This window comes from Microbacterium sp. W4I4 (assembly GCF_030816235.1).
GTDB lineage: Bacteria > Actinomycetota > Actinomycetes > Actinomycetales > Microbacteriaceae > Microbacterium.
In genome coordinates, this window is sequence record NZ_JAUSXT010000001.1 from 2578646 (window position 1) to 2599724 (window position 21079).

General features: G+C 68.6%; 24 protein-coding genes. 20 read left to right on the forward strand and 4 right to left on the reverse strand.

Features of this window, described 5'->3' with window-relative positions:
• Window positions 1-178 precede the first annotated feature (178 nt).
• From QF046_RS12185 to QF046_RS12230, 10 genes are all read left to right on the forward strand, one after another.
• Window positions 179-1438: an ABC transporter substrate-binding protein gene (locus tag QF046_RS12185; protein WP_307370130.1), complete on the forward strand. Its 1260-nt coding sequence runs from the start codon at window positions 179-181 to the stop codon at window positions 1436-1438.
• Complete coding sequence (locus QF046_RS12190) at window positions 1435-2331, forward strand: carbohydrate ABC transporter permease (protein WP_307370132.1); 897 nt, start codon at window positions 1435-1437, stop codon at window positions 2329-2331. The genes QF046_RS12185 and QF046_RS12190 overlap by 4 nt, the downstream gene beginning before the upstream one ends.
• Complete coding sequence (locus QF046_RS12195) at window positions 2328-3179, forward strand: carbohydrate ABC transporter permease (protein ID WP_307370134.1); 852 nt, start codon at window positions 2328-2330, stop codon at window positions 3177-3179. Before QF046_RS12190 ends, QF046_RS12195 begins: the two co-directional genes overlap by 4 nt.
• A gap of 158 nt (window positions 3180-3337) precedes the next feature.
• Entirely contained in the window at window positions 3338-3574 is a 237-nt protein-coding gene (gene rpmB / locus QF046_RS12200) for a 50S ribosomal protein L28 (protein ID WP_307370136.1), read from the forward strand.
• A complete protein-coding gene (gene rpmG, locus QF046_RS12205; protein WP_307370139.1) occupies window positions 3574-3744 on the forward strand; it encodes a 50S ribosomal protein L33 in 171 nt (56 codons plus the stop codon). Before rpmB ends, rpmG begins: the two co-directional genes overlap by 1 nt.
• Before the next feature lie 3 nt (window positions 3745-3747).
• Window positions 3748-4053 carry a 30S ribosomal protein S14 gene (rpsN, locus tag QF046_RS12210; RefSeq protein ID WP_307370142.1) on the forward strand — a complete coding sequence of 102 codons (306 nt, stop codon included), beginning with the start codon at window positions 3748-3750 and terminating at the stop codon, window positions 4051-4053.
• A gap of 265 nt (window positions 4054-4318) precedes the next feature.
• Window positions 4319-5143, forward strand: a complete 825-nt coding sequence (locus QF046_RS12215) for a DUF559 domain-containing protein (RefSeq protein ID WP_307370146.1) — start codon at window positions 4319-4321, stop codon at window positions 5141-5143.
• Between the two features lie 302 nt (window positions 5144-5445).
• A complete protein-coding gene (locus tag QF046_RS12220; RefSeq protein WP_087129650.1) occupies window positions 5446-5733 on the forward strand; it encodes an HU family DNA-binding protein in 288 nt (95 codons plus the stop codon).
• Between the two features lie 105 nt (window positions 5734-5838).
• Window positions 5839-6939 carry a copper resistance D family protein gene (locus QF046_RS12225; protein WP_307370152.1) on the forward strand — a complete coding sequence of 367 codons (1101 nt, stop codon included), beginning with the start codon at window positions 5839-5841 and terminating at the stop codon, window positions 6937-6939.
• On the forward strand, window positions 6915-7916 hold the full coding sequence (locus QF046_RS12230) for a cytochrome c oxidase assembly protein (RefSeq protein ID WP_307370154.1): 1002 nt from the start codon (window positions 6915-6917) through the stop codon (window positions 7914-7916). The genes QF046_RS12225 and QF046_RS12230 overlap by 25 nt, the downstream gene beginning before the upstream one ends.
• Window positions 7917-7926: 10 nt before the next feature.
• Here QF046_RS12230 and QF046_RS12235 read toward each other — a convergent pair whose 3' ends face one another.
• Window positions 7927-9030 (reverse strand): hypothetical protein, encoded by a 1104-nt coding sequence (locus QF046_RS12235; RefSeq protein WP_307370156.1) that lies wholly within the window; start codon window positions 9028-9030, stop codon window positions 7927-7929.
• Between the two features lie 102 nt (window positions 9031-9132).
• Here QF046_RS12235 and QF046_RS12240 point away from each other — a divergent pair, with 102 nt between their 5' ends.
• From QF046_RS12240 to QF046_RS12260, 5 genes are all read left to right on the forward strand, one after another.
• Window positions 9133-10524 carry an ATP-dependent RecD-like DNA helicase gene (locus tag QF046_RS12240; protein ID WP_373425730.1) on the forward strand — a complete coding sequence of 464 codons (1392 nt, stop codon included), beginning with the start codon at window positions 9133-9135 and terminating at the stop codon, window positions 10522-10524.
• 78 nt (window positions 10525-10602) lie between these two features.
• Entirely contained in the window at window positions 10603-11889 is a 1287-nt protein-coding gene (locus QF046_RS12245) for a serine hydrolase (RefSeq protein ID WP_307370160.1), read from the forward strand.
• 12 nt (window positions 11890-11901) lie between these two features.
• Window positions 11902-12507, forward strand: a complete 606-nt coding sequence (locus tag QF046_RS12250) for a hypothetical protein (protein ID WP_307370161.1) — start codon at window positions 11902-11904, stop codon at window positions 12505-12507.
• Window positions 12508-12603: 96 nt separating this feature from the next.
• On the forward strand, window positions 12604-13185 hold the full coding sequence (locus tag QF046_RS12255) for a copper resistance CopC family protein (protein WP_307370163.1): 582 nt from the start codon (window positions 12604-12606) through the stop codon (window positions 13183-13185).
• Window positions 13186-13312: 127 nt separating this feature from the next.
• Entirely contained in the window at window positions 13313-13714 is a 402-nt protein-coding gene (locus QF046_RS12260; protein WP_307370165.1) for a DUF1003 domain-containing protein, read from the forward strand.
• Window positions 13715-13736: 22 nt separating this feature from the next.
• Here the strand turns inward: QF046_RS12260 and QF046_RS12265 are convergent, their stop codons facing one another.
• Window positions 13737-14804, reverse strand: coding sequence for a YeiH family protein (locus tag QF046_RS12265; RefSeq protein WP_307370168.1), 1068 nt, complete (start codon window positions 14802-14804; stop codon window positions 13737-13739).
• 70 nt (window positions 14805-14874) lie between these two features.
• Here QF046_RS12265 and QF046_RS12270 point away from each other — a divergent pair, with 70 nt between their 5' ends.
• Window positions 14875-15813, forward strand: coding sequence for a LysR family transcriptional regulator (locus QF046_RS12270; protein WP_307370170.1), 939 nt, complete (start codon window positions 14875-14877; stop codon window positions 15811-15813).
• A gap of 76 nt (window positions 15814-15889) precedes the next feature.
• Window positions 15890-17902: an ATP-dependent helicase gene (locus tag QF046_RS12275; RefSeq protein ID WP_307370172.1), complete on the forward strand. Its 2013-nt coding sequence runs from the start codon at window positions 15890-15892 to the stop codon at window positions 17900-17902.
• A gap of 58 nt (window positions 17903-17960) precedes the next feature.
• On the opposite strand, the gene QF046_RS12280 is transcribed toward QF046_RS12275, so the two are convergent.
• The gene (locus tag QF046_RS12280) at window positions 17961-18434 is read right to left on the reverse strand and encodes an ASCH domain-containing protein (RefSeq protein WP_307370175.1); all 474 of its coding nucleotides are present in this window, start codon (window positions 18432-18434) and stop codon (window positions 17961-17963) included.
• Window positions 18435-18462: 28 nt separating this feature from the next.
• Between QF046_RS12280 and QF046_RS12285 the strand changes: the two genes are divergently transcribed.
• Window positions 18463-19245 (forward strand): aspartate dehydrogenase domain-containing protein, encoded by a 783-nt coding sequence (locus QF046_RS12285; protein WP_307370176.1) that lies wholly within the window; start codon window positions 18463-18465, stop codon window positions 19243-19245.
• 72 nt (window positions 19246-19317) lie between these two features.
• Here QF046_RS12285 and QF046_RS12290 read toward each other — a convergent pair whose 3' ends face one another.
• The gene (locus tag QF046_RS12290) at window positions 19318-19893 is read right to left on the reverse strand and encodes an NADPH-dependent F420 reductase (RefSeq protein WP_307370178.1); all 576 of its coding nucleotides are present in this window, start codon (window positions 19891-19893) and stop codon (window positions 19318-19320) included.
• 85 nt (window positions 19894-19978) lie between these two features.
• Here QF046_RS12290 and QF046_RS12295 point away from each other — a divergent pair, with 85 nt between their 5' ends.
• Both QF046_RS12295 and QF046_RS12300 read left to right on the forward strand, forming a co-directional pair.
• Window positions 19979-20458: a MarR family winged helix-turn-helix transcriptional regulator gene (locus QF046_RS12295; protein ID WP_307370181.1), complete on the forward strand. Its 480-nt coding sequence runs from the start codon at window positions 19979-19981 to the stop codon at window positions 20456-20458.
• A gap of 169 nt (window positions 20459-20627) precedes the next feature.
• A complete protein-coding gene (locus tag QF046_RS12300) occupies window positions 20628-21059 on the forward strand; it encodes a hypothetical protein (protein ID WP_307370183.1) in 432 nt (143 codons plus the stop codon).
• The last annotated feature ends 20 nt before the right edge of the window (window positions 21060-21079 follow it).

The window sequence follows — 21079 nt, forward strand, 5'->3', positions numbered from 1 at the left end:
TTCCATCGCCGGTCTACGGGTGTCAACATGGAGGAGGGCCCCGGAACCGTGCCCCTCAGTACGGTTCCGAGACCCCCTGTTCCCCAGTGATCTACGCGGGTAACGTATCACGAACGGGGAGATTTCGCACCAGCCGTCCGTCATCGTCAGTGACGCCGAGAGACAGCGAGGACCAGACATGAAGAATTCCACGACCGCCAAGCATGCAGCGGCCGCGATCGCGATCGTCGCGACCGCCGCGATCGCCCTCACCGGATGCTCCGGAGACACCGGTGGTGGCGGCGGCGAGGTGAAGATCGAGATGCAGACCAACTTCGGCTCGACCGATCCGTCGCTCAAGGTGCTGCAGAAGATCACCGACGCGTACGAGAAGGACAACGCGGGCGTGAAGATCGATCTGGTGCCCTCGACCGACACCTACGAGGACGACATCAAGGTGCGACTGTCCTCGAACGACATCCCCGACATCTGGGCGACGCACGGCTGGTCGCTGCTGCGCTACAGCCAGTTCCTCGAGCCCCTGAACGAGCAGCCGTGGGCGAAGGACTTCAACACGGCGCTCGCCCCGGCGATGGAGAACGCCGACGGCCAGTTCTTCGCGCTGCCGATCGACACCGACGTCGCCGGCATCGTCTACAACCGCACCGTCCTGAAGGACGCCGGCATCGACCCCGCCCAGCTCACGGATTGGGATCAGTTCGAAGCGGCCCTGAAGACGCTGAAGGATGCCGGGATCACGCCGATCTCCTCCTCAGGCAAGGACAGCTGGTTCGCCGGGAACATCGCCGACTTCCTCGGCTCCGGTGACTTCACGGATGCCGAGCTGGAGGGTTTCAAGGACGGCACCTTCGACGAGAAGGGCTACACCCGCATCCTCGACCACGTCGCGTCGTGGCAGAAGATGGGCTGGTTCAACCCCGATTACTCCTCGGCGACGACGGATGATCTGGGGCGTTCGCTGGCCGAGGGCAAGACGGCGTTCGTGTTCGTGCAGAACTACCTGGTCGCCACGGCCCTGGGCTTCAACCCGGATGCCGACCTCGGCTACATGCCCATCCCGTCCGAGACCGGGAAGCCGTTCCTCGTCGGCGGAGAAGGGCGCGCCTACGGCGTCTCGAAGACTTCGCCGAACAAGAAGCAGGCACTGGACTACCTGGCCTACCTCGCGGAGCCGGACAACCTCTCCGAACTGGCAGGGTCCATCGGCGGCATCCCGGGGCTGACGAACGCCACCAGCGATCTCGGCGTCCTCACCGCCAGCTACGACGCCTTCGTCAAGCCCGGCGACGTGCCGCTCAAGCCCTACTTCGACCGGGTGTACCTGCCCAACGGCATCTGGGACACCATGGTCACCACGACCGATGGCGTCATCACCGGGCAGATGACCCCGGCGGATGCCGTGACGCAGATGAAGTCGAGCTACGACTCGCTGCGATGACGACGAGTCGGTCGAGCATCCCGCGCTTCGCGGGACGCGGACTCAACCTGCTCTACCTCCCCGCGCTCGCCGTGCTCGGCGTCTTCACCCTGTGGCCGCTCGTGAACGGCGTGATGCTGTCGCTGTCGAACTGGGACGGCTACTCTCCCGAGCGCTCGTTCGTCGGCCTGGAGAACTATCTGCGGCTGTTCGACGACCCCAACTTCCGCACGGCCCTGGGAAACACGTTCATCTACGGCGTCGGGTCGACGATCCTGCAGCAGGTCATCGGACTGGGGCTCGCCCTCGCGCTGGACAGATCCGTGCGCGGTCGCAACGTCGCCCGGGCGATCATCTACCTCCCGGTGCTCGTCTCGCCCGTCGTGATGGGCACGATGTACTACCTGTTCCTCTCCTACAACAGCGGCGGTCTCAACGATCTCGTCATCGCCCTGGGTGGGGAGCGCACCGCGTGGCTCAGCGACTCGGGCGCGGCGATCGCCTTGATCGTCGTCGTGAACTCGCTGCAGTTCATGGGCATCTCGATGGTGATCTACCTCGCCGGGCTGCAGTCCATCCCCACCGTGTACTACGAGGCCGCCCGACTCGACGGAGCGAACGCCGCGCAGTCGTTCCGGCACATCACCGTGCCGATGCTGCAGCCCGCCTTCGCGACCAGCATCGTGCTCAACCTGATCGGCGGCATGAAGCTGTTCGACGTCATCCAGGTGCTCACCGCGGGCGGACCGGGCTATTCCACGCACTCGGTGTCCACCCTCATCGCCAAGATGTACTTCGGCAGCCAGCGCGCCGGCTACGCCTCGGCGATGGGCGTCGTGCTGTTCCTCATCATCGCGGTGTTCACCCTCCTGCTGAACACGATGCTCAACCGGCGACGGCTGGAGCAGCTGTGAGTGCGGCATCCGTCCGCCCCGCCGTCCGCGCCCCGTGGCCCGGGCGCCTGGCGATCGGCGCCGGCGTGCTGGTCGCGGTGCTGCTGCAGCTGCTGCCGTTCTACATCACCGTCACCTCCGCGATGAAGGCGCGCAGCGACCTGTCCTCGCAATGGCTGCCGCGGCTCACCGGCATCCACTGGCAGAACTTCGCCACTGCGATCGAGCAGGGCGGCATCCTGCGCGCGATCGGCAACAGCGCCATCGTCACCCTCGGCGCCACGGTGCTGGTGTGCGTGCTCGGCGCGCTCGCCGCCTACCCGCTCGCCCGCCGGTCCACCCTGTCGAACAGGCTCGTGCTTGCCGGTGTGGTCGGGCTCATCATGATCCCGCCGCTGTCGATCCTGGTGCCGCTGTACTCGATGATGAGTCAGTGGCATGCGATCAACACCTACTGGGGCATGATCCTGGTCATGACGGCCACCCAGCTGCCGTTGGCCATCTTCCTGTACACCGCGTTCATGCGGGCGCTGCCGGTCTCCATCGAGGAGGCGGCGTCGGTCGACGGCGCCAGCGCCGTGCAGGTGCTGTTCCGTGTGGTGGTGCCGATGCTCACGCCGGTGACCGCCACGGTGGTGATCCTGACCAGCGTGAACGTGTGGAACGACTACGCGCTGAGCGTCTACCTGATGCGCAGTCCCGAGATGCGCACGATCGCGCCGGCCACGGCGACCTTCTTCTCGACGACCTCCAGTGACGTGGGGGCCGCGGCTGCGGCATCCCTGCTCTCGGTGCTGCCCGTGCTGGTGGTCTATCTCGTGCTGCAGAGATACTTCATCAAGGGGATGGTGGCCGGGTCCGAGAAGTGATTCCCCGCATGCTAAACTGACTCCTTGTCTGCGCGCCCTCCTGTGCGCAGTTCGCATCCCACTCTCTTCGATACGGTCTCTGGCCGTGCGCGGAGGCGGGGTGCAGACAAGGGATCTTGGGTGAGGCCGTCCGGCCTCACGGTATAGAAGGAGTAATCATGGCAGCAGTGTGCCAGGTGACAGGAGCCGTTCCCGGCTTCGGTCACAACATCTCGCACTCGCACCGCCGGACGAAGCGCCGCTTCGACCCGAACGTGCAGAAGAAGACCTATTTCGTGCCCTCGCTCGGTCGCAAGATCACGCTGAACGTGTCCGCCAAGGGCATCAAGGTGATCGACGTGCGCGGCATCGAGAAGGTTGTCGCGGACCTCCAGGCGAAGGGTGTGAAGCTCTAATGGCCAAGAAGGCTCAGGACATCCGTCCGATCATCAAGATGCGTTCGACGGCAGGAACCGGTTACACCTACGTGACCAAGAAGAACCGTCGCAACACCCCCGACCGCCTCGTGCTGAAGAAGTACGACCCGGTCATCCGCAAGCACGTCGAATTCCGAGAGGAGCGTTAAGACATGGCCAAGAAGAGCAAGATCGCCAAGAACGAGCAGCGCAAGGTCATCGTCGCCCGCTACGCGGAGCGTCGTCTCGAGCTGAAGAAGACCCTGGTCGACCCGACCGCCACCGACGAGGCCCGTGAGGCCGCACGCCTCGGCCTGCAGAAGCTGCCGCGCAACGCGTCGCCGGTTCGCGTCCGTTCGCGTGACGCCATCGACGGCCGCCCCCGTGGTGTCCTCACGAAGTTCGGCATCTCGCGTGTCCGCTTCCGTGACATGGCGCACCGCGGCGAGCTGCCCGGCATCACCAAGTCGAGCTGGTAAGCATCCGCTTGTAGAGGGGCGAGGATCTTCGGATCCTCGCCCCTTTCGCGTATCCGGGGTGCGGTCTCGTCCTTGCCCGCACCCGCTCGGGAGGAGAACTCCCTGTGGGGAGGAGGATCCTCGCGCAGCGCTCCTCCCGAGTGCGAGTTCTCCTCCCGGACGGGGGAGCACGTGTCGTCCTGCACAATCGCGAGCGCAGCGGATCTGTCCACAGAACGTGTGATCCGGGACTTCGGATGCTGTCGCATGGGGCCACGATCGACCCATGGATGTCTTGGACGCGCTCGCGCAGTTCGACGGAGTGGCCCGCGTGGAGGCGCTGCGCCGGCTGGGCGTCACCCCTCACGCGCTGAGGCGAGCTCGCGAACGCGGCTGGATCTTCTCGGTCCGTCGCGGATGGGTGGCCAGTGCCGGGGCCGATCGGATGCTGGTGACCGCAGCCAGGCGTGGGGTGGTGCTCAGCTGCGTCACGCTGGCTGCACGACGCGACCTGTGGGTGCTCGACTCCTCGACGCCGCACCTCGCCGCACCGCCGCATGCCGGGCACGCCACGGTGAAGCGGGGCGTGATGCACTGGAGCGTGCCGCTCTTCCCTCGGCATCCGGACTCCTGTGAGGATTCGTTGGAGAACGCGCTCGTACTGGTGGCCCGCTGCCAGGCGCACGAGTCGGCCCTGGCGATATGGGAGTCGGCGCTCAACAAGGGCCTCATCGATCCCGGCGTGCTGGAACGTGCCCCGCTGCCTCCGGATGCACGACGGATGCTGCAGGAGGCGACGCCCTTCGCGGATGCCGGCACCGAGACCATCTTCCGCACCAGGCTGCGATGGCTCCGCCTGCCGATCACGCCGCAGGTCTGGCTGCTGGGGCATCGTGTGGACTTCCTGATCGGTGATCGCCTCGTCGTCCAGATCGATGGAGGACATCACGTCGGTGCGCAGCGCACCAGTGACATCGCCCACGATGCTCTGCTCAAGCTGCACGGCTACCACGTCATCCGCATCAGCTACTCGCAGCTCATGGATCGCTGGCACGAGGTGCAGGCCTCGATCATGGCCGCGATCGCGCAGCGCCTGCACCTCGCCGCCTGAACCCCTCTTGCTCGGGAGGAGAACTCCTTGTGAGGAGGAGGAGAACTCGCGCTGGACTCCTCCCGAGCGGGAGTTCTCCTCCCGAGCAGGGGAGGCGCGGAGGACCGCCGCGATGCCCCGTCGGCCCCGAAAATGTGACTGAAGTGGCTCCTGTGGCGTGACACACCGAGAAAACAGGCCGAAACCCGCGAAATGACGCGGTTTTACCGTCTCAGGTTGATACATTCAAGGCGGTCGATCGACCGACGGGGGTTTCCCCGAAATCAACACGATGCGACGGACCGTCGTCGCTGGAGGATGACATGGCTGACAAGTCCATCACCAAGACCGAGCTCGTCGCGAGCATTGCTTCTGCAACCGGCGAGAGCCAGGCGACCGTTTCGCGCGTCCTCGACTCGCTCTTCGGCACCGTCTCCGATGCTGTCGCCAAGGGCAGCAAGGTCTCGATCCCGGGCTGGATCTCCTTCGAGCAGGTCGACACTGCGGCCCGCACCGGCCGCAACCCGCAGACCGGCGCCGAGATCAAGATCCCCGCTGGCAAGCGCGTCAAGGTGACCGCCGGCTCCAAGCTGAAGGCTGCCGTCAAGTAAGACTGCTGCTGAGAGAGAGGCCGTCCCTTCGGGGGCGGCCTTTCTCGTGCCCCAGGCGCCCGTCTCTCCCGCGTCGCGCACAGGCATCAGCCGTAGGCTGGAGGGGTGAAGTCTTACCGTCTCGCCGGCCTCGTGATCCTCATCGCCGGCGCGACCGCGGGGGTCATCGCGGCCCTCGTCGTCGGGGGCGCCGCCGTGCCCCCGAAACTCCTCGATCCGGGTCCCGTCGTGATGTGGGGCCTGCCGATCGTCAAGATGATCGCGAACCTCGCCGGCGCCGCGATGCTGGGCTCTCTGGTGCTCGCCCTGTTCGGCCTGCGCAGCGGCACCCGCCCGTTCGATGTGGCGCTCGACACGGCATCCATCGCCGCCGCACTGTTCACCGTGACCTCCGCGGTCGCAGCGGTCATGACGCTGCTGGCGGCCTTCAACCCCAAGCTCACGGCCGACAGCTCATTCGGTGACCAGCTGGGCATGTTCCTGCTCACCCTCCCGCTCGGGCAGGCGTGGCTGATCACCGTGCTGATGGGCGCGGTCATCACCCTGCTCGCCTTCGGATGGCGCGGCTGGACCGGCACGCTGATGACGGCGGTGCTCGCCGCGGCCGCCTTCCTGCCGCTCGCGACCCAGGGCCACGCCGGTGATCTCGCCGGGCACAACGTCGCCGTCAACGCCATCCTGCTGCACACCGTCGGCGCGGCCGTCTGGATCGGCGGCCTGATGCTGCTGGTGGTGCTGCGCGGTTTCGGCAGCAAGACCACGAAGACCAAGACCAAGCAGACCAAGACCAAGAACGCGAAGTCGGATGCCGTGGACATGCCGCTCCTGGTCAGCCGGTACTCCTCGCTCGCGCTCGCGGCATTCGTGGTCGTCGCGATCTCGGGCATCGCCCGCACCATCGTCGCCGTCGGCTCGTGGGAGGAGCTGCTCTCTCCGTACGGCCTGATCGTGATCGGCAAGGCGATCCTGCTGATCGCCCTCGGCCTGTTCGGCGCCTGGTACCGTCGCCGGCTCATCCCGCACTTCGCCGGTGCGAACTCCGCTGCGAACTCCGGATCGAAGGAGAAGCGCTCGTTCTGGATTCTGGTCCTCGGCGAGCTCGCACTGATGGGCCTGGCATCCGGCGCGCCGCTGCCGCGCTGGCCCGTACGCCTCCGCCCCAGGGCGACACGGCCCCGGCCGTGCAGACGGCGGCTGAGCGCCTGACCAGCACGCCGCTGCCGCCCGAGCTCACCCTCGGTCGCTGGTTCACCTCGGTCGACATCGACATCCTGTGGTTCGTGGCGATCGGCTTCGGCGTCTTCCTCTACATCGTGGGCGTCCTGCGCCTGCACGCGCGCGGCGACCGCTGGCCGGTGCAGCGCACGATCTTCTGGATGGCAGGGCTCCTGCTGCTGCTCTGGGTCACCTCCGGGCCGATCAACCTGTACCAGGAGTACCTGTTCAGCATCCACATGCTCGGCCACATGGTGCTGAGCATGGCCATCCCGCTGCTGCTGGTGAGCGGCGCACCCATCACGCTGGCCCTGCGCGCCATCCACAAACGCGACGACGGCACCCGCGGGGCGCGCGAATGGATCCTGTGGGCGGTGCACTCGCCCTTCTCGCGGGTCGTCACCCACCCGTTCGTGGCCGCCGCGATCTTCATCGTGTCGCTGTGGGCGTTCTACTTCACCGACCTGGTGCGCTGGTCGATGTACGACCACCTCGGCCACGAGTGGATGGTCGTGCACTTCCTCATCTCGGGCTACCTGTTCGTGATGACGCTGGTCGGCGTGGATCCCATCCCGTACCGGCTGCCGCACGCCGGCCGCATCATCACCCTGATCGCCGTGATGGCGATGCACGCCTTCTTCGGCATGGCGATCATGATGCAGTCGGGTCTGATGGTCGCCGAGTGGTTCGGATCCATGGGACGCACCTGGGGTCCGACGCCGATGGAGGATCAGTACATCGGCGGCGGCATCGCCTGGTCGGTGGGCGAGATCCCGACGCTGATCCTGGCGATCACGGTGGCGATCCAGTGGTCGCGGTCGGATGACAAGCTGCAGCGTCGCCGCGACCGGTTCACCGACCGCGCCGGCGACGCCGAGCTCGACGAGTACAACGAGAAGCTCGCGAGGCTGGCCGCGCGGGATCAGCGCGTCGCCGAGCGCGCGCAGGGCACCACGGTGGACCGATAGCCGACGATCCCTACTCGGTGTCGGTATCGCTGTCGGTTTCGGTATCGGTGTCGGCGTCGGGGGAGCCGACCCGGATCTGCGCCGAACCGTCGGGCAGGATACTGATGGTGCCGTCGACCTGGAAGGGCACGTCCTCCGACACGTCGTGCACCGACCCGTCGAAGACCGACTTGATCTTCACGTCGATGTGGGCGACTGCTTCGGTCGTCGGGATCCGCCATTGCGCACCGTCGGGCTCGACCGCCACGTGCGGCTGCTGAGCGATCGACCACTTCGGCAGCGTCCCATCGGCGATGCGGTTCTGCACCTCGAGTCCGAACGGGCAGGCGGTTGGAAGCAGCACCTCCTGGGTCGCGCAGTTCGCGAGGAACTCCTCGACCTTCTGCTGCACGATGCCGATGAACTTCTCGGTCGGCTGCGCCTGGACCTCCACGGGTGTGCTGGCCAGCGCCGTATCGGCGAGCACGCGGACCCCGGGGGTCGCGGAGATCGCCGTGTCGACGGTCACGGAGTAGACGCCGGGGGTGAACACCAGCAGGTGCAGGGGATCCAGTGGCTTCGCGTCGGCGCCGTGGGCGGACACCTGACGGCGGTCCAGCTCGAATCCGTTGACCGCGAAGACGTCGGCTCCGCGCACGGTGAGCTCGATCTCGGCGAGCGGGCTGCGCTCGAAGCGCCAGTTCGGCACCACGCCGATCCAGCCGTCCTGCACCACCGAGTAGGTGGACGTTCCGTGCGCGCCGCCGGCCAGATACGAGGCGGTCACCTTGTGGACGCCGTCCTTCTGCTTCTCTGCGGTGATCCCGTAGTCGGTCAGCGAGCCCAGCGCGGAGGTGCGCAGCAGCGCCTCGGATGCTGCTGCATCGATCTCGGCATCGCCATTCAGAGCCAGGTCGACTGAGACTCCCGGCACCCGCAGTGCGTCCGCGGCGCGCCCGGTGGCGAGCAGATCGAGGTAGCGCTGCACGAAGGCCGACGGGCTGTAGATCTGCTGGTAGAGCGAGAGGCCGCCGGCGCCGAGGGCGGCGATGAGCAGAACTCCGATGACGGCGAGGATGCCGAGGTCGATTCGGAGCACGGCTCGCCGCCGTGACACCGTCCGCCCCTGCATCATGGCGCAAGTCTAGGGATCTGGCCTGGGACGAAGCCGTGATGCGCACGCCCGTCGACATTCGCGGACTCACGCGGACCGCGCGGGGGACTTAACATGGGGTGCGTGCCCGTGACCCTCTCCGACGAACAGCAGGCGCTGTTCCGACTCATCGAGGACACCGACGAGCATGTCTTCATCACGGGCCGGGCAGGCACCGGAAAGTCGACGCTGCTGCAGCATTTCGCGTGGAACACCGAGAAGCAGATCGCGATCTGCGCGCCGACCGGTGTGGCGGCACTGAACGTCGAGGGGCAGACGATCCACTCGCTGTTCCGGTTGCCGATCGGGCTGATCGCCGAGAGCGAGATCGACCAGTCGGATGCCACGCGCCGCATCCTCAATGCCATCCAGACCCTCGTCATCGACGAGATCTCGATGGTCAACGCCGATCTGATGGATGCCATCGACCGGTCGCTGCGTCAGGCCAGGGGCAAGCGCGGCCTGCCGTTCGGAGGCGTGCAGGTGGTGATGTTCGGCGACCCGTATCAGCTGGCGCCGGTGCCGCCGCGCGGCGACGAGCTGCGTTACATCCAGGACCACTACCGCTCGTTCTGGTTCTTCGACGCGAAGGTGTGGACCGGTGGCATCGCCCCTTCGACAGGCTCAGGGACCCAACAACTGCTGGACATCGGCGAGCACGGCGCGAAGCTGCAAGTGCACGAGCTGGTGCAGATCCACCGGCAGGCCGACGACGGCTTCAAGGCCATGCTGAACGCGGTGCGCTACGGCCGGGTGACCGCCGAGATCGCCGAGACGCTGAACACGCAGGGCGCCCGCACGCCCCCGGAGCCCGAGCCGGGCGAGGTGCCGATCATCACGCTCGCCACCCGCAACGACATCGTCAACAGCATCAACAGTCGTCACCTCGCCGCGCTCGCCGGCCGTGAGCAGACCGCCCACGCCGAGGTCTCGGGCGATTTCGGGCGCGGCGAGGCCAACTATCCCGCCGACTCCGAACTCAAGCTCAAGGTCGGCGCGCAGGTGATGTTCCTCCGCAACGACGTGGCCATGCAGGGCGAGCCGCCCCGCTGGGTGAACGGGTCGATCGGCACCGTCACCCGCATCCTCGGAGGATCGGTGCGGGTGGACATCGACGGCGAGGAGTTCGATGTGGAGCCCGCCGTCTGGGAGCGGTTCCGCTACGCGTACAACCCCGGCACGAAGACGCTCTCCCGCGAGGTCGTCGCGGAGTTCACGCAGTTCCCGCTGCGGTTGGCGTGGGCGGTGACGATCCACAAGTCGCAGGGCAAGACCTACGATCGGGCGATCATCGACCTGGGATCCGGCGCGTTCGCCCCCGGGCAGACCTACGTGGCCCTGTCCCGGCTCACCGCACTCGACGGGCTCTATCTCTCGCGCCCGCTGCGCCCCCGCGACATCCGCGTGGACGAGGATGTGCGCCGCTTCATGCGCGAGGCGTGGGAGGCGCGGCAGGCTGAGAAGGTGGAGAGCTGAAGAGCGGATGCCATGACAGGCGGGCTTTCAGACTTCGCGTTCTAGACTCGGAGGATCCAACTCGGAGAGAGTCGATCTATGCACCTTCGTTCGTCGCGCCGTCTGCGCGCTGCCGTCGGCGGCGCCGTCGCCCTCGTTCTCGCACTCACCGGGTGCTCTGCATCCGAACCTGAGTTCTCGTACACGCCGCCGAAGCAGGTGGATGCGAAGCTCCCCGACGACGTCGCGACGCAGCTGCAGACCGCCGTCGAGAACGCCATGGTCGCGACCGGCTCATCCGGCGCCATCGTCGGCGTGTGGGTGCCGTGGAGCGGCGAGTGGGTGACCGGACTCGGCACGCAGGCCGCGGGCGATGACACCAAGGTCACCACCGACATGTCCTTCCGTGTGGGCGCCGTCACCCGCATGATGACCTGCGACGTGCTGTACGGTATGGCGGATGACGGCAAGGTCAAGCTCGACGCGCCCGTTCCGAAGTACGTCTCCGGCGTAGCGGACCTCAGCGACATCACCCTGCTCGACCTGTGCAACGGCACCAGCGGCGTCGGCTCCTCCGAATCCGCGGCGAAGCCGTACTGGCTGAACACGCCTGATCGCGAATGGGCGCCCCTGCAGCTGGCCAGCTTCGGTCTGGGCGTGCAGCGCGGAGCCGCGCACACGACCTACCGCGATTCGGATGCCGGCTACCTCATGCTCGGTCTCGCGCTGGAGCGCATCTCGGGTGAGAGCGCAGCCCAGCTGATCTCGAAGTACGTCACCACCCCGCTGGAGCTGAATTCCACCTCGCTCCCCTCGCCCGCGGCTGCGGTCCCGAAGCCCGCACCGGCTCTGAAGGGCGCCTTCCTGCCCGCGGTCGAGGGCGGATACGACTGCACAGCCCCGGTCGATGTCACCAAGAGCTCCTCGAGCATCGGATTCACCAACTCGGGTGCGGTCTCGACCATCACCGACCTCGGCCGCTATGTGCAGGCCGAGGCGCGTCAGGCGCTGCGCAAGAAGAACGCCACCCCGGCGCGCTACGGCGCCCCGCTGCCGTCGGGCCCCAAGGCTGCGAGCTGGTACCAGGCGACCGGAGGGGCGTATCTGGTCGGGTCGATGATCGGCCAGCACGGCTGGGTACCCGGGTACGCGACGGCCGCGTACTCCGACCCCGAGACCGGCTTCACGGTGGCGGTCACGCTGAACAACTCGTCCACCGGCGGCGGCACCGCCGCCTACCTCGCTTGGGAGCTCGCCGCGATCGCATCGAAGGCTCCGGCGGCGAAGGGTCAGACGGCGCCCGAGTTCGGACTGCCGTTCACGGCCGAGCAGTACGGTCAGACCATCGCCGACGGGGCGATCTGCAAGGCTCCCGCCGCGAAGTGAGAGGATGGAGGGGTGCGCCCCTCCCGCAGAATCCCGCTCCTCCGCGGGCTCGTCGGCGCCTCGTTCGCGACGTTCATCGCGCTGGCATCGCATGTGTGGGTCGGCGGTGGGATGCCCGGGATGCTGGGAATCGCCGTGCCGTGGCTGCTGTCGCTGACCGTCTGCACTCTGCTGGCGGGCGTGCTGGCAGGCCGGCGCCTGTCGATCGCCCGACTGAGCCTGTCGGTGCTCGCCTCGCAGCTGCTGTTCCACGCCCTGTTCGTGCTCGGCAGCATCACGCCGACCGGCGCACTCGCGCCGCATGTGCACGGCGCCCTGCCCTTGGCGTTCTCCGGTGAGCCCGTGCTGGTGCCCGAGGATGCGGGCATGTGGATCGCGCACGGCGTCGCCGCCGTGCTGACGATCGTCGCGCTGCACCGCGGAGAGCTGATCGTCAGGGCGCTGCTCGCCGTGGCATCCGATCTCGCCACCTGGCTGCGCCGGATGGTGCCCACCGGGATCCTTGTCGCCCTCGACTTGCCCGCGCTGCGGCACTGGATCGCGACTCCCGCGCCCGTGCGGCGTGAGCCGTTCCGCGCGGAGATCCACCGCCGGGGCCCTCCTCTCCGTCTCATCTGATCCTTCGCGCAGCTTCCCGCTGCGCCCGCGGTCGTGCACGCGCACGCCGTCCACAGATGCAGACGCCGCGCAGCGGCATCCGAGAGAGGCTTTTCCATGTTCCGTATCCGCACCGCACTGGCGGGGGCCGCCGTGGCCGTCGTCGCCATGCTCGCCGTCGCCGCCCCGGCATCCGCCCACGACGAGCTCGTGTCGAGCTCACCGGCCTTCGACGCGCAGCTCACCGCCGCACCCGAGCAGGTCGTGCTCACCTTCTCGGGCGACCTGCTCGCGCTGGCGGACGACAACAACGGCACCGCGATGACCGTCGTCGACGAGTCCGGCACCGACTGGGTGGCAGGCGACCCCGTGATCAATGCGGACACCCTGACCGTGCCGCTGAAGAGCGGCATGCCGAACGGGTCCTTCACGGTCACCTGGCAGGTCGTGTCCAGCGACGGGCACCCCACGTCGGGCGACTATGCGTTCTCGCTCGCCGGGGCGGCGCCGAGCCCGACCGCGACGACGCCCGCGGAGACCACGCAGCCCTCGTCGACGCCTGCCGCGCAGGCTCCGACCGAGACGGAGGCGGCGCCCTGGCCGCTGCTGATCGGACTGGGAGTCGTGCTGCTGGTCGCGATCGTGCTCGTCATCGTGATCTCCGCGCGCAAGAACTCCGCGCGCAAGCGCCGGAGCTGACCGCACCGGCTCGGGAGGAGAACTCACGCTCGGGAGGAGGATTCTGCGGGATTCTTCCTCCCCAGGTGGAGTTCTCCTCCTGAGCGTGCGACGGCTCCGGGACGGCGCTGTCGCATACTCTTCGTCTATGACGCGCCCCACGCAGAACTGGCATGAACACCACACTGAGACTCTGACCACCGGCCAGCGGGCAGCCGACCGTCTGCGGAACGGGATGGGCTCCTGGATGTTCATCGGGATCTTCCTGGCTCTGATGGTCGCCTGGTCGATCATCAACACGACCGCAGTGGCCTGGGATCCGTACCCGTACATTCTGCTCAATCTCTTCCTGAGTATGCTGGCCGGTCTTCAGGGTGCGATCCTCCTGATCGCCGCTCGGCGTCAGGATGCGCTTGCAGCGGCGCTGGCGCAGCATGACTTCGAGACGAACGTCTCCGCGAAGTTGGAGATCGAGGAGTTGATGGCGATCAACCGTGAACAGCTCGCACTGCTCAGAGAGCTCCGCGCGCAAGACACCCGTCCGCAGTGAAGGACGCCATCCGCCAGGTCGGTCAGCCGCGCAGGGCGGCCGTCGCGGCGATCGTCGCCAGCGCGGTGACCGTGACGAGGATCCACAGCATTCCGCCGAGAGCCAGTGGCCGCCAGCCCGCGCGACGCAGGGCGGGGATGTCGGTGGACAGTCCGATGCCGGCGAGAGCCATGGCGATCAGGAACACGCTGGCGTGCACGAGCACTTCGCGCGGACCATCCGGGATCACCCCGGTGGAGTTCACGATCGCGACGATCACGAAGCCGATCAGGAACCACGGCACGAGCTTCGCGATGCGCCGGCCGGTGAGCGGCTGCCCGTCGGCGCTGCGTCGCGCCTCCATGACCGACAGTCCGATGCTGATCGGGATGATCATCAGCGTGCGCACGAGCTTGACGACAACGGCGAAGCCGAGGGCAGCGGTGCTGAAGACCCCGGCTGCGGCGACCACCGAGCTGGTGTCGTTCACGGCGGTGCCGGCGAACAGCCCGAAGGTGTGCGGGTCGAGGTTCAGCGCGTGTCCGATGAGCGGGAAGAGCACCACGGCGAGGATGTTGAACAGGAAGATCGTCGACACGGCGTAGGCGATCTCGGCGCCGGCCGCGCCGATCACCGGCGAGACGGCGGCGATGGCCGATGCCCCGCAGATGCCGGTGCCCACGCCGATCAGGGTGGTCAGGCGGCGCTCGGTGCGCAGCATCCGTCCCAATCCCCAGGCGCCCAGCAGACAGACCACGAGTGTGGTCAGCATGATCGGCAGCGACTCGAGGCCGACCTTCGCGATCGCGCCGATCGAGAGCTGCACGCCCAGCAGCACGACGGCCAGCTGCAGCAGGAACTTGCCGGAGTAGGCGATGCCGGGCTGCACCCGGGCATCTGCCTGCTCATGTCCGACCATCGCCCGGGGGCGCAGCAGCGACAGCAGCACCCCGATCACGATCGCCGGAACCGCTGAGCCGAGCACGGGCCAGATCGCTCCGATGCCCGTCGCGACCAGGGCGATCGCCGCGGTGACCAGCACGCCCGGGAGTACGTCGATGCCGCGGTGGCCGAGGCGGGTGGGGAGGGTCTGCACGGGGGACAGCTGCATCCGTCCAGCATCTCGGATCATGTGATCGGCCGGTAGGGGCCGCACGCCGATAGGGGTACAGTTCTGAACTGTGGGAGACCTGGTGGCCGATGCGATGAGTGGTGTTCCCGACCTGCGGGCGCTGGAGCTGCTGACCGCGGCGGTGCGGCACGGCTCGATCTCCGCCGCCGCCCGGGAATGCGGGATCGCACAGCAGTCGGCATCCGCGCGGCTGCGCAGCGTCGAGCGGATGCTGGGACTGGAGCTGCTGCAGCGCACCACCCGCGGCGTCGAGGCGACGCCTGCCGGCGAGACGGTCGCAGCCTGGGCGGAGGAGGTGCTCGCGGCCGCCGAGAGGTTCCGCATCGGCGTCGGCACGCTGCGCGGTGAGCGCCGCCGCGAGCTGACGGTCGCCGCCAGCCAGACCGTCGCAGCCCACATGCTGCCCGGCTGGCTGGTCGCCCTGCGCGACCGGCAGGTGCGCGACGGCGTGGAGCCGACCACAGTGCGGCTGATCGCCGGGAACAGCGTCGAGGTGGCCGCGCTCGTGCGCGACGGATCCGCCGACCTCGGGTTCATCGAATCGCCGGTGCTGCCCGACGGGCTGTCGCGCACGGTGGTCGGGGCGGATGCGCTCGCGCTGGTCGTGGCGCCAGGGCATTCGTGGGCCGTCGTCGCGTCGATCTCGATGGCGGATGCCGCGGCAGCGCCGCTCGTGGCGCGCGAGGAGGGCAGCGGCACGAGACGGACCTGGGAGGACGCCGTCCGTGCCCGGCTCGGCCGGGAACCGGATGCCCCGATCGCCGTGCTCCCGACCTCGGCCGCCGTGCGCTCCGCCGTGGCGAACGGACTGGCGCCGGCGATGCTGTCGCGGCTGGTGGTGGCAGACGACGTGCATCTGGGCCGGCTCGTCGAGGTGACGATCGACAGCGACCCGGTCACCCGTCCCATCACGGCGCTCTGGCGCGGCGGCATCCGGGATCTCGACCCCACCCGGCGCGATCTCATCGAGGTCGCGACCGCGGTCTGACCCGATCGCCGGTGGACTGACCCGATCGCCGGTGGGCACCGCCGGGGATGTCCGAGGCCGGCGCTACCGTCGCGGTATGACGGAAAGTGATGCGCTCGCGGGGCTCGACGAGGCCCAGCTGCAGGCCGTCGAGCACGGTGACGGCCCGCTCGTGATCGCCGCTGGAGCGGGCACGGGAAAGACGCACGTGCTCACGTCGCGGGTCGCGCGCCTGCTGGAGGCTGGCGTCGCGCCCGAGCGCATCCTGCTGCTGACCTTCACCCGCCGTGCCGCCGCATCGATGATCTCCCGTGCCGCCGCGCTCTGCGGCGACGCGCAGGCCGCGCAGCGCATCGCCGGTGGCACGTTCCACGCCGTCGCGCATCGGCTCGTCGCCGAGCATGCGCAGCATCTCGGACTGGCGGATGTCACGGTGCTCGACCCCGACGACGTGATCGATCTGCTCGATCTGCTGCGCTCGGAGCACGGCCTCGACGGGACGGGGACCCGTCTGCCGACCACGCGCACCATCGCCGATATCGGCTCGCGGGCGATCAACACCGGCACGCCCGCGCGGAAGGTGATCGACGAGCAGTTCCCGTGGGCGCTGGAGCACGCGGATGCCATCATCGGGCTGCTTCGGCATTACAGCGTCCGCAAACGCGAGCGCGGGCTTCTCGATCTGGATGACCTGCTGATCGCCTGGCGGGCGCTCGTCGCCGACCCCGACGTGGGCGCGCGCCTGCGGGCGCGATGGGACTGGGTTCTGGTCGACGAGTACCAGGACGTCAATCAGCTGCAGGTCGACATCGTGCGCGGGCTCGCTCCCGACGGGCGCGGTCTCACCGTGGTCGGCGACGACGCGCAGGCGATCTACGGCTTCCGCGGTGCGGGCGCCGGGCACCTCCTCGATCTCATGGACGCCCATCCGGATGCGACCCTGGTGCGGCTGGAGCGCAACTTCCGCTCCACGCAGCCGATCCTCGACCTGGCGAACGTGGTGCGCCCGGGCGAGCTGCCGCTGCGGCTCGTCGCCGACCGGGCCGACCGTGGTGTCCGACCCGCGCTGGTCGTCTGCCGCAACGCCGACGATGAGGCGCGCACGATCGCCGATCGCATCCTCGCCGCGCACGTCGACGGGATGCCGCTGCGCGAGCAGGCCGTGCTCATGCGCACCGGTTCGCACAGCGCGCTGCTGGAGATCGAGCTGAAGGTGCGCGACATCCCGTTCCACAAGTTCGGCGGCATCGGGTACCTCGAGACCGCGCATGTGCGCGACCTGCTGGCGAGTTTCCGCGTCGTGCTCAATCCGGCTGACGAGGTGTCGTGGTACCGGCTGCTCACCCGGCACCGGGCGATCGGCAAGGCGACGGCTCGAGGGCTCGCGGGGATGCTCGCCGACGGCGGAATCGATCGGGCGGCGGATGCTGTCGCCGCGGCCCCGGCCAAGGCCCGCACCGGGCTCGCTTCGACCCTGTCGCTGCTCGGGGCGGTGGATGCCACCACGTCCGTCGTCGATGTCGTCGAGGCCTGCCGGGGCGCGGTCGACCCGCTGCTGCGCGCGCACTACCCGGACTGGCAGCGCCGCGTCACCGACGTCGACGGGATCTCGCAGGCCGCCGCACGGCAGCCCGACCTGCGCACCTTCGTCAGCGAGCAGGCGATCGACCCGGTGAATGTGGCCGGCGACTGGGCGAAGAAGCCGCACCTCGACGAGGACTGGGTGACGCTCTCCACGATCCACTCGGCCAAGGGGCTGGAGTGGGACGCCGTGCACGTGCTGCGGGCCTGCGACGGGTCGATGCCCTCCGACATGGCGCTGTCGTCTTCGGCCGGACTCGACGAGGAGCAGCGGCTGTTCTACGTGGCCCTGACCCGGGCTCGCGACACCCTCGACGTGTACGCACCGTCTCGGCTGCCCACGCATCCGACCTCGTTCCTGGCCAAGCACGTGATCGCCAAACCGAGCAGGTTCCTGACGGCTGATGCGCGTGAGGTGATGGATGCCGTGGACACGTCGGCATCCGAACCCACCCAGGCCGTGGAGGCGGTTCCCACGCCCGCCGCGCCGCGCATCCGCCTGGACGCTTTCGACGACCTGTTCGCTTGAGCGCCGCGTGCAACGGAATGACGCCCGCGAACCTCACGAGGCCGGTCGGAGCGGCGCGTCAGCGCACCGGATGCACCAGCTCGAACCGCTCGCAGAGCACGGGCATGCCGGGCGTCCAGCCGCGCGAGTCCTCGGAGTGGGTGCGCCAGAAGCGCTCATGGATCTCACGCCAGGCACGCAGCGTGCGGTCACCCTCGCCTTCTGCGTGCGCGTGCTCTTCGCCGACCTCATCGAACGGCACCGTCTGCAGGGACGTGGTGCGGATCACGGCGCGGGGCGTCCCGCTGCCGTCGAGGATCACGCTCAGCTCGCCCACCTCGGGCATCGGATCGCCGGAGGCCTCGTAGTCCCACACGGATGACGCGGTGCCGGTCTTCACACCGGACATGACGAGCTCGAGCAGACCGTCGGCGTGCTCGGGGGTGGCGCCGAACGCCCAGGCTTCGGGCGCCTCAGCCGGCAGCTCGGGGACGACGGTGCGCACCTCGCGCCAGTACTCGGCGAGGGCGTCGGGATCTGCGGTGATGCTCATGCTTCGACCCTAGGCCTAGGGTCGAAGCATGACGGATCTGCGGGTCGCGTTCCTCGGCGACGGGCACATCAACGGGGCGCTGCTCCGTGCGGTGCAGGATTCGCGTCCCTATCGGGTCCTCGGCACTTACGGCCGGGACGACGCACTGCCGGCATCCGGCGCGATCGACGTGGTCATCGAGGCGGCGACCCAGCAGGCCGTGCGGGAGCGGGTGCCCGCGCTGCTGGACGGCGGCGTCGACGTCATCCTGCTGTCGGTCGGTGCGCTGGCCGACCCGGCCGTCCGTTCGGACCTGCTGACGCCCAGGCCGGGCCGCGGCCGGCTCCTCCCCTGCACCGGCGCGATCGGCGGGCTGGACCAGGTGCGCGCGTTGCGCGCCGCAGGACCCTTGCGCATCGTCTCGCTGGAGAGCCGCAAGCTGCCGACCACCCTCATCCAGCCGTGGATGCCGGAGCAATTGCAGCTCGCTCTGCGCGCAGGCGACACGGAGATCGTGCTCGCGGACGGACCGGCCGGCGAAGTGGCGCAGCGGTTCCCGGCATCCGCCAACGTCGCGGCTGCGCTCGCGCTCGCAGCAGACGGCTGGGACATCGCCACCGCGCGCATCGTCGCCGATCCCGCGGCCGTGCAGACTCGGCACGAGATCCGAGCGGTCGGCGATCTCGGCGAAGTGCGCACGATCGTCACCAACGCGCCCTCGCCCGAGCGGCCGCGATCCAGCGCCGTGGTGGCGTGGGCGGCCCTGCGAGCGCTGGACGATTATGCGCGGTTGCGTGGATTCCCGGATGCCGGCGGCGTGACGTTCCTCTGAACGACCGAGCCGCAGATCGAGAGCGCCCCTCGCCGCGAAGGGATGCGGTGAGGGGCGCTCGGAGCGGTCGGGTCAGTTGTTGACGCCGAATCCGCCGGTCCAGGTGATCTTCTCGGACGCGGCGAGCGTGAGCTGCAGGAAGCCGAGGGCCTCGAGCTCGTGGGCGCGGGCGAGGCTGCCGGCGTCGATCGCGCCGAGTCCGGCGGCGGTGATGAGCCCGGCCAGCTGGGTCTTCGCGTCGGTGTCGTCACCGGCGATCAGCACGGTCGTGGTGGTCGCGCCGCCGACCTTTCCGGTGGCGAGGGTGGCGGCGAAGGTCGTGTTGAACGCCTTCAGCACGCGCGCGCCCGGGACCTGGGCGGCGAACTCGGCGGCGGCGCTGCTGCCGACGGGCACGACCAGGCGGTCGAAGGTCTCGAAGTCCAGCGGGTTGGTGATGTCGACGACGGTGCGGCCGTTCAGCTGGTCGGCGTAGTCGGCGGCGATCTGGGCGAGTGCGCCGTAGGGGACTGCCAGCACGACGATGTCACCGGTGATGGTCTCGGTGGAGTTCTGGCCGATGTGCTGGATGTCGGCGCCGCCGCGTGCGAGCACGCCCGCGATCGCCTGTCCCATGTTGCCGTTGCCGAAGATCGTGACTGAGGTCATTGTGTGCTCCTGATGTAGGGGTGGGTGGTTGCCTACTGACTTCAATGTTCAAGTCACTGAGGATATTCCCGGATACTCTTGCGACATGCCGTCGTACCCGCACACCTCGCCTCTGAGTCCCGATCGCCGGGCATTCGAATCGCTGGTGGTGCTGTCGCACCTGCTGGAGGCGACGCTGGATCGCCGCACCCAGGCGGATGCGGGGATGGCGCATGCACACTATGCGGTTCTCGCCCTGGTCTACGGCGCGCCCGGCCATCGGATGCGGCTGAAGACGCTCTCGGAGGAGTTGCGCTTCTCGCCGAGCAGGCTCAGTCATGCGATGACGCGTCTGGAGAGGCTCGGACTGATCGAGAGGGTGGACAGCGAGGCCCGCGGCAAGTCGTGGGACGCCGTGCTCACCCCCGCGGGCATCGCGACGGTGCGCCGGGTCGCGCCGTTGCAGATGCGCGCCGTCCGCCAACCGCTGCTCGCCGTGCTCGACGATGACGAGGTGGCGCAGCTCGGTGACATCGCCACCAAGCTCATCGCCCGGCTGGAGGCGGCGGACGACCCGATCGGATGACGATGGAGGAGACTGCGCAACGGCTGCTGCGGGGATCGTTCCCGTCGTCTCCCGGCAGGACGACGATCAGCTGATCGTCACGAGCACGATGCCGCTGGGTATCATCGTTCGGGATGCGGCTCCCGGGGCCGTCTGCGAGTCCTTCCGAACCGCGTGAGGAGCACCACTGATGCAGTACCGACCGACCGGCGGGTGGATCGCAGGCAATGTGCTCGGGGGCGCGGTCGCCGGCATCGTCGGGATCATCGGCATGCTGAAGACCTGGGGCGACGGCCCGCTCTGCATCTTCGTGCCGGCAGCGGTGGTCACCGTGCTCGCCGTGGTCATGCTGATCCGGATGCCGTGGGTGGGCATGCGCACTGACGACCGCAGGCTCGTCGTGCACGGGGTGCTCTGGTCTCGCAGCATCCTTCGCGATCAGCTCGACAGCGTACCCACGGAGCCCGCGTTCGCGTGGGTCGGATGGCACACCCGGAACGGGGTTCGGATGCGGACGCCGCTGACGTTCATGTGGCCGAACCGCAGCGGGCGGCTGCCGTCCGAGCAGTGGGAATGGAATCGTGATTGCCTGCGTGCGCTGACGGCGTGGATGGTCGGCTGATCGGCGCGAGCGCGATGGTG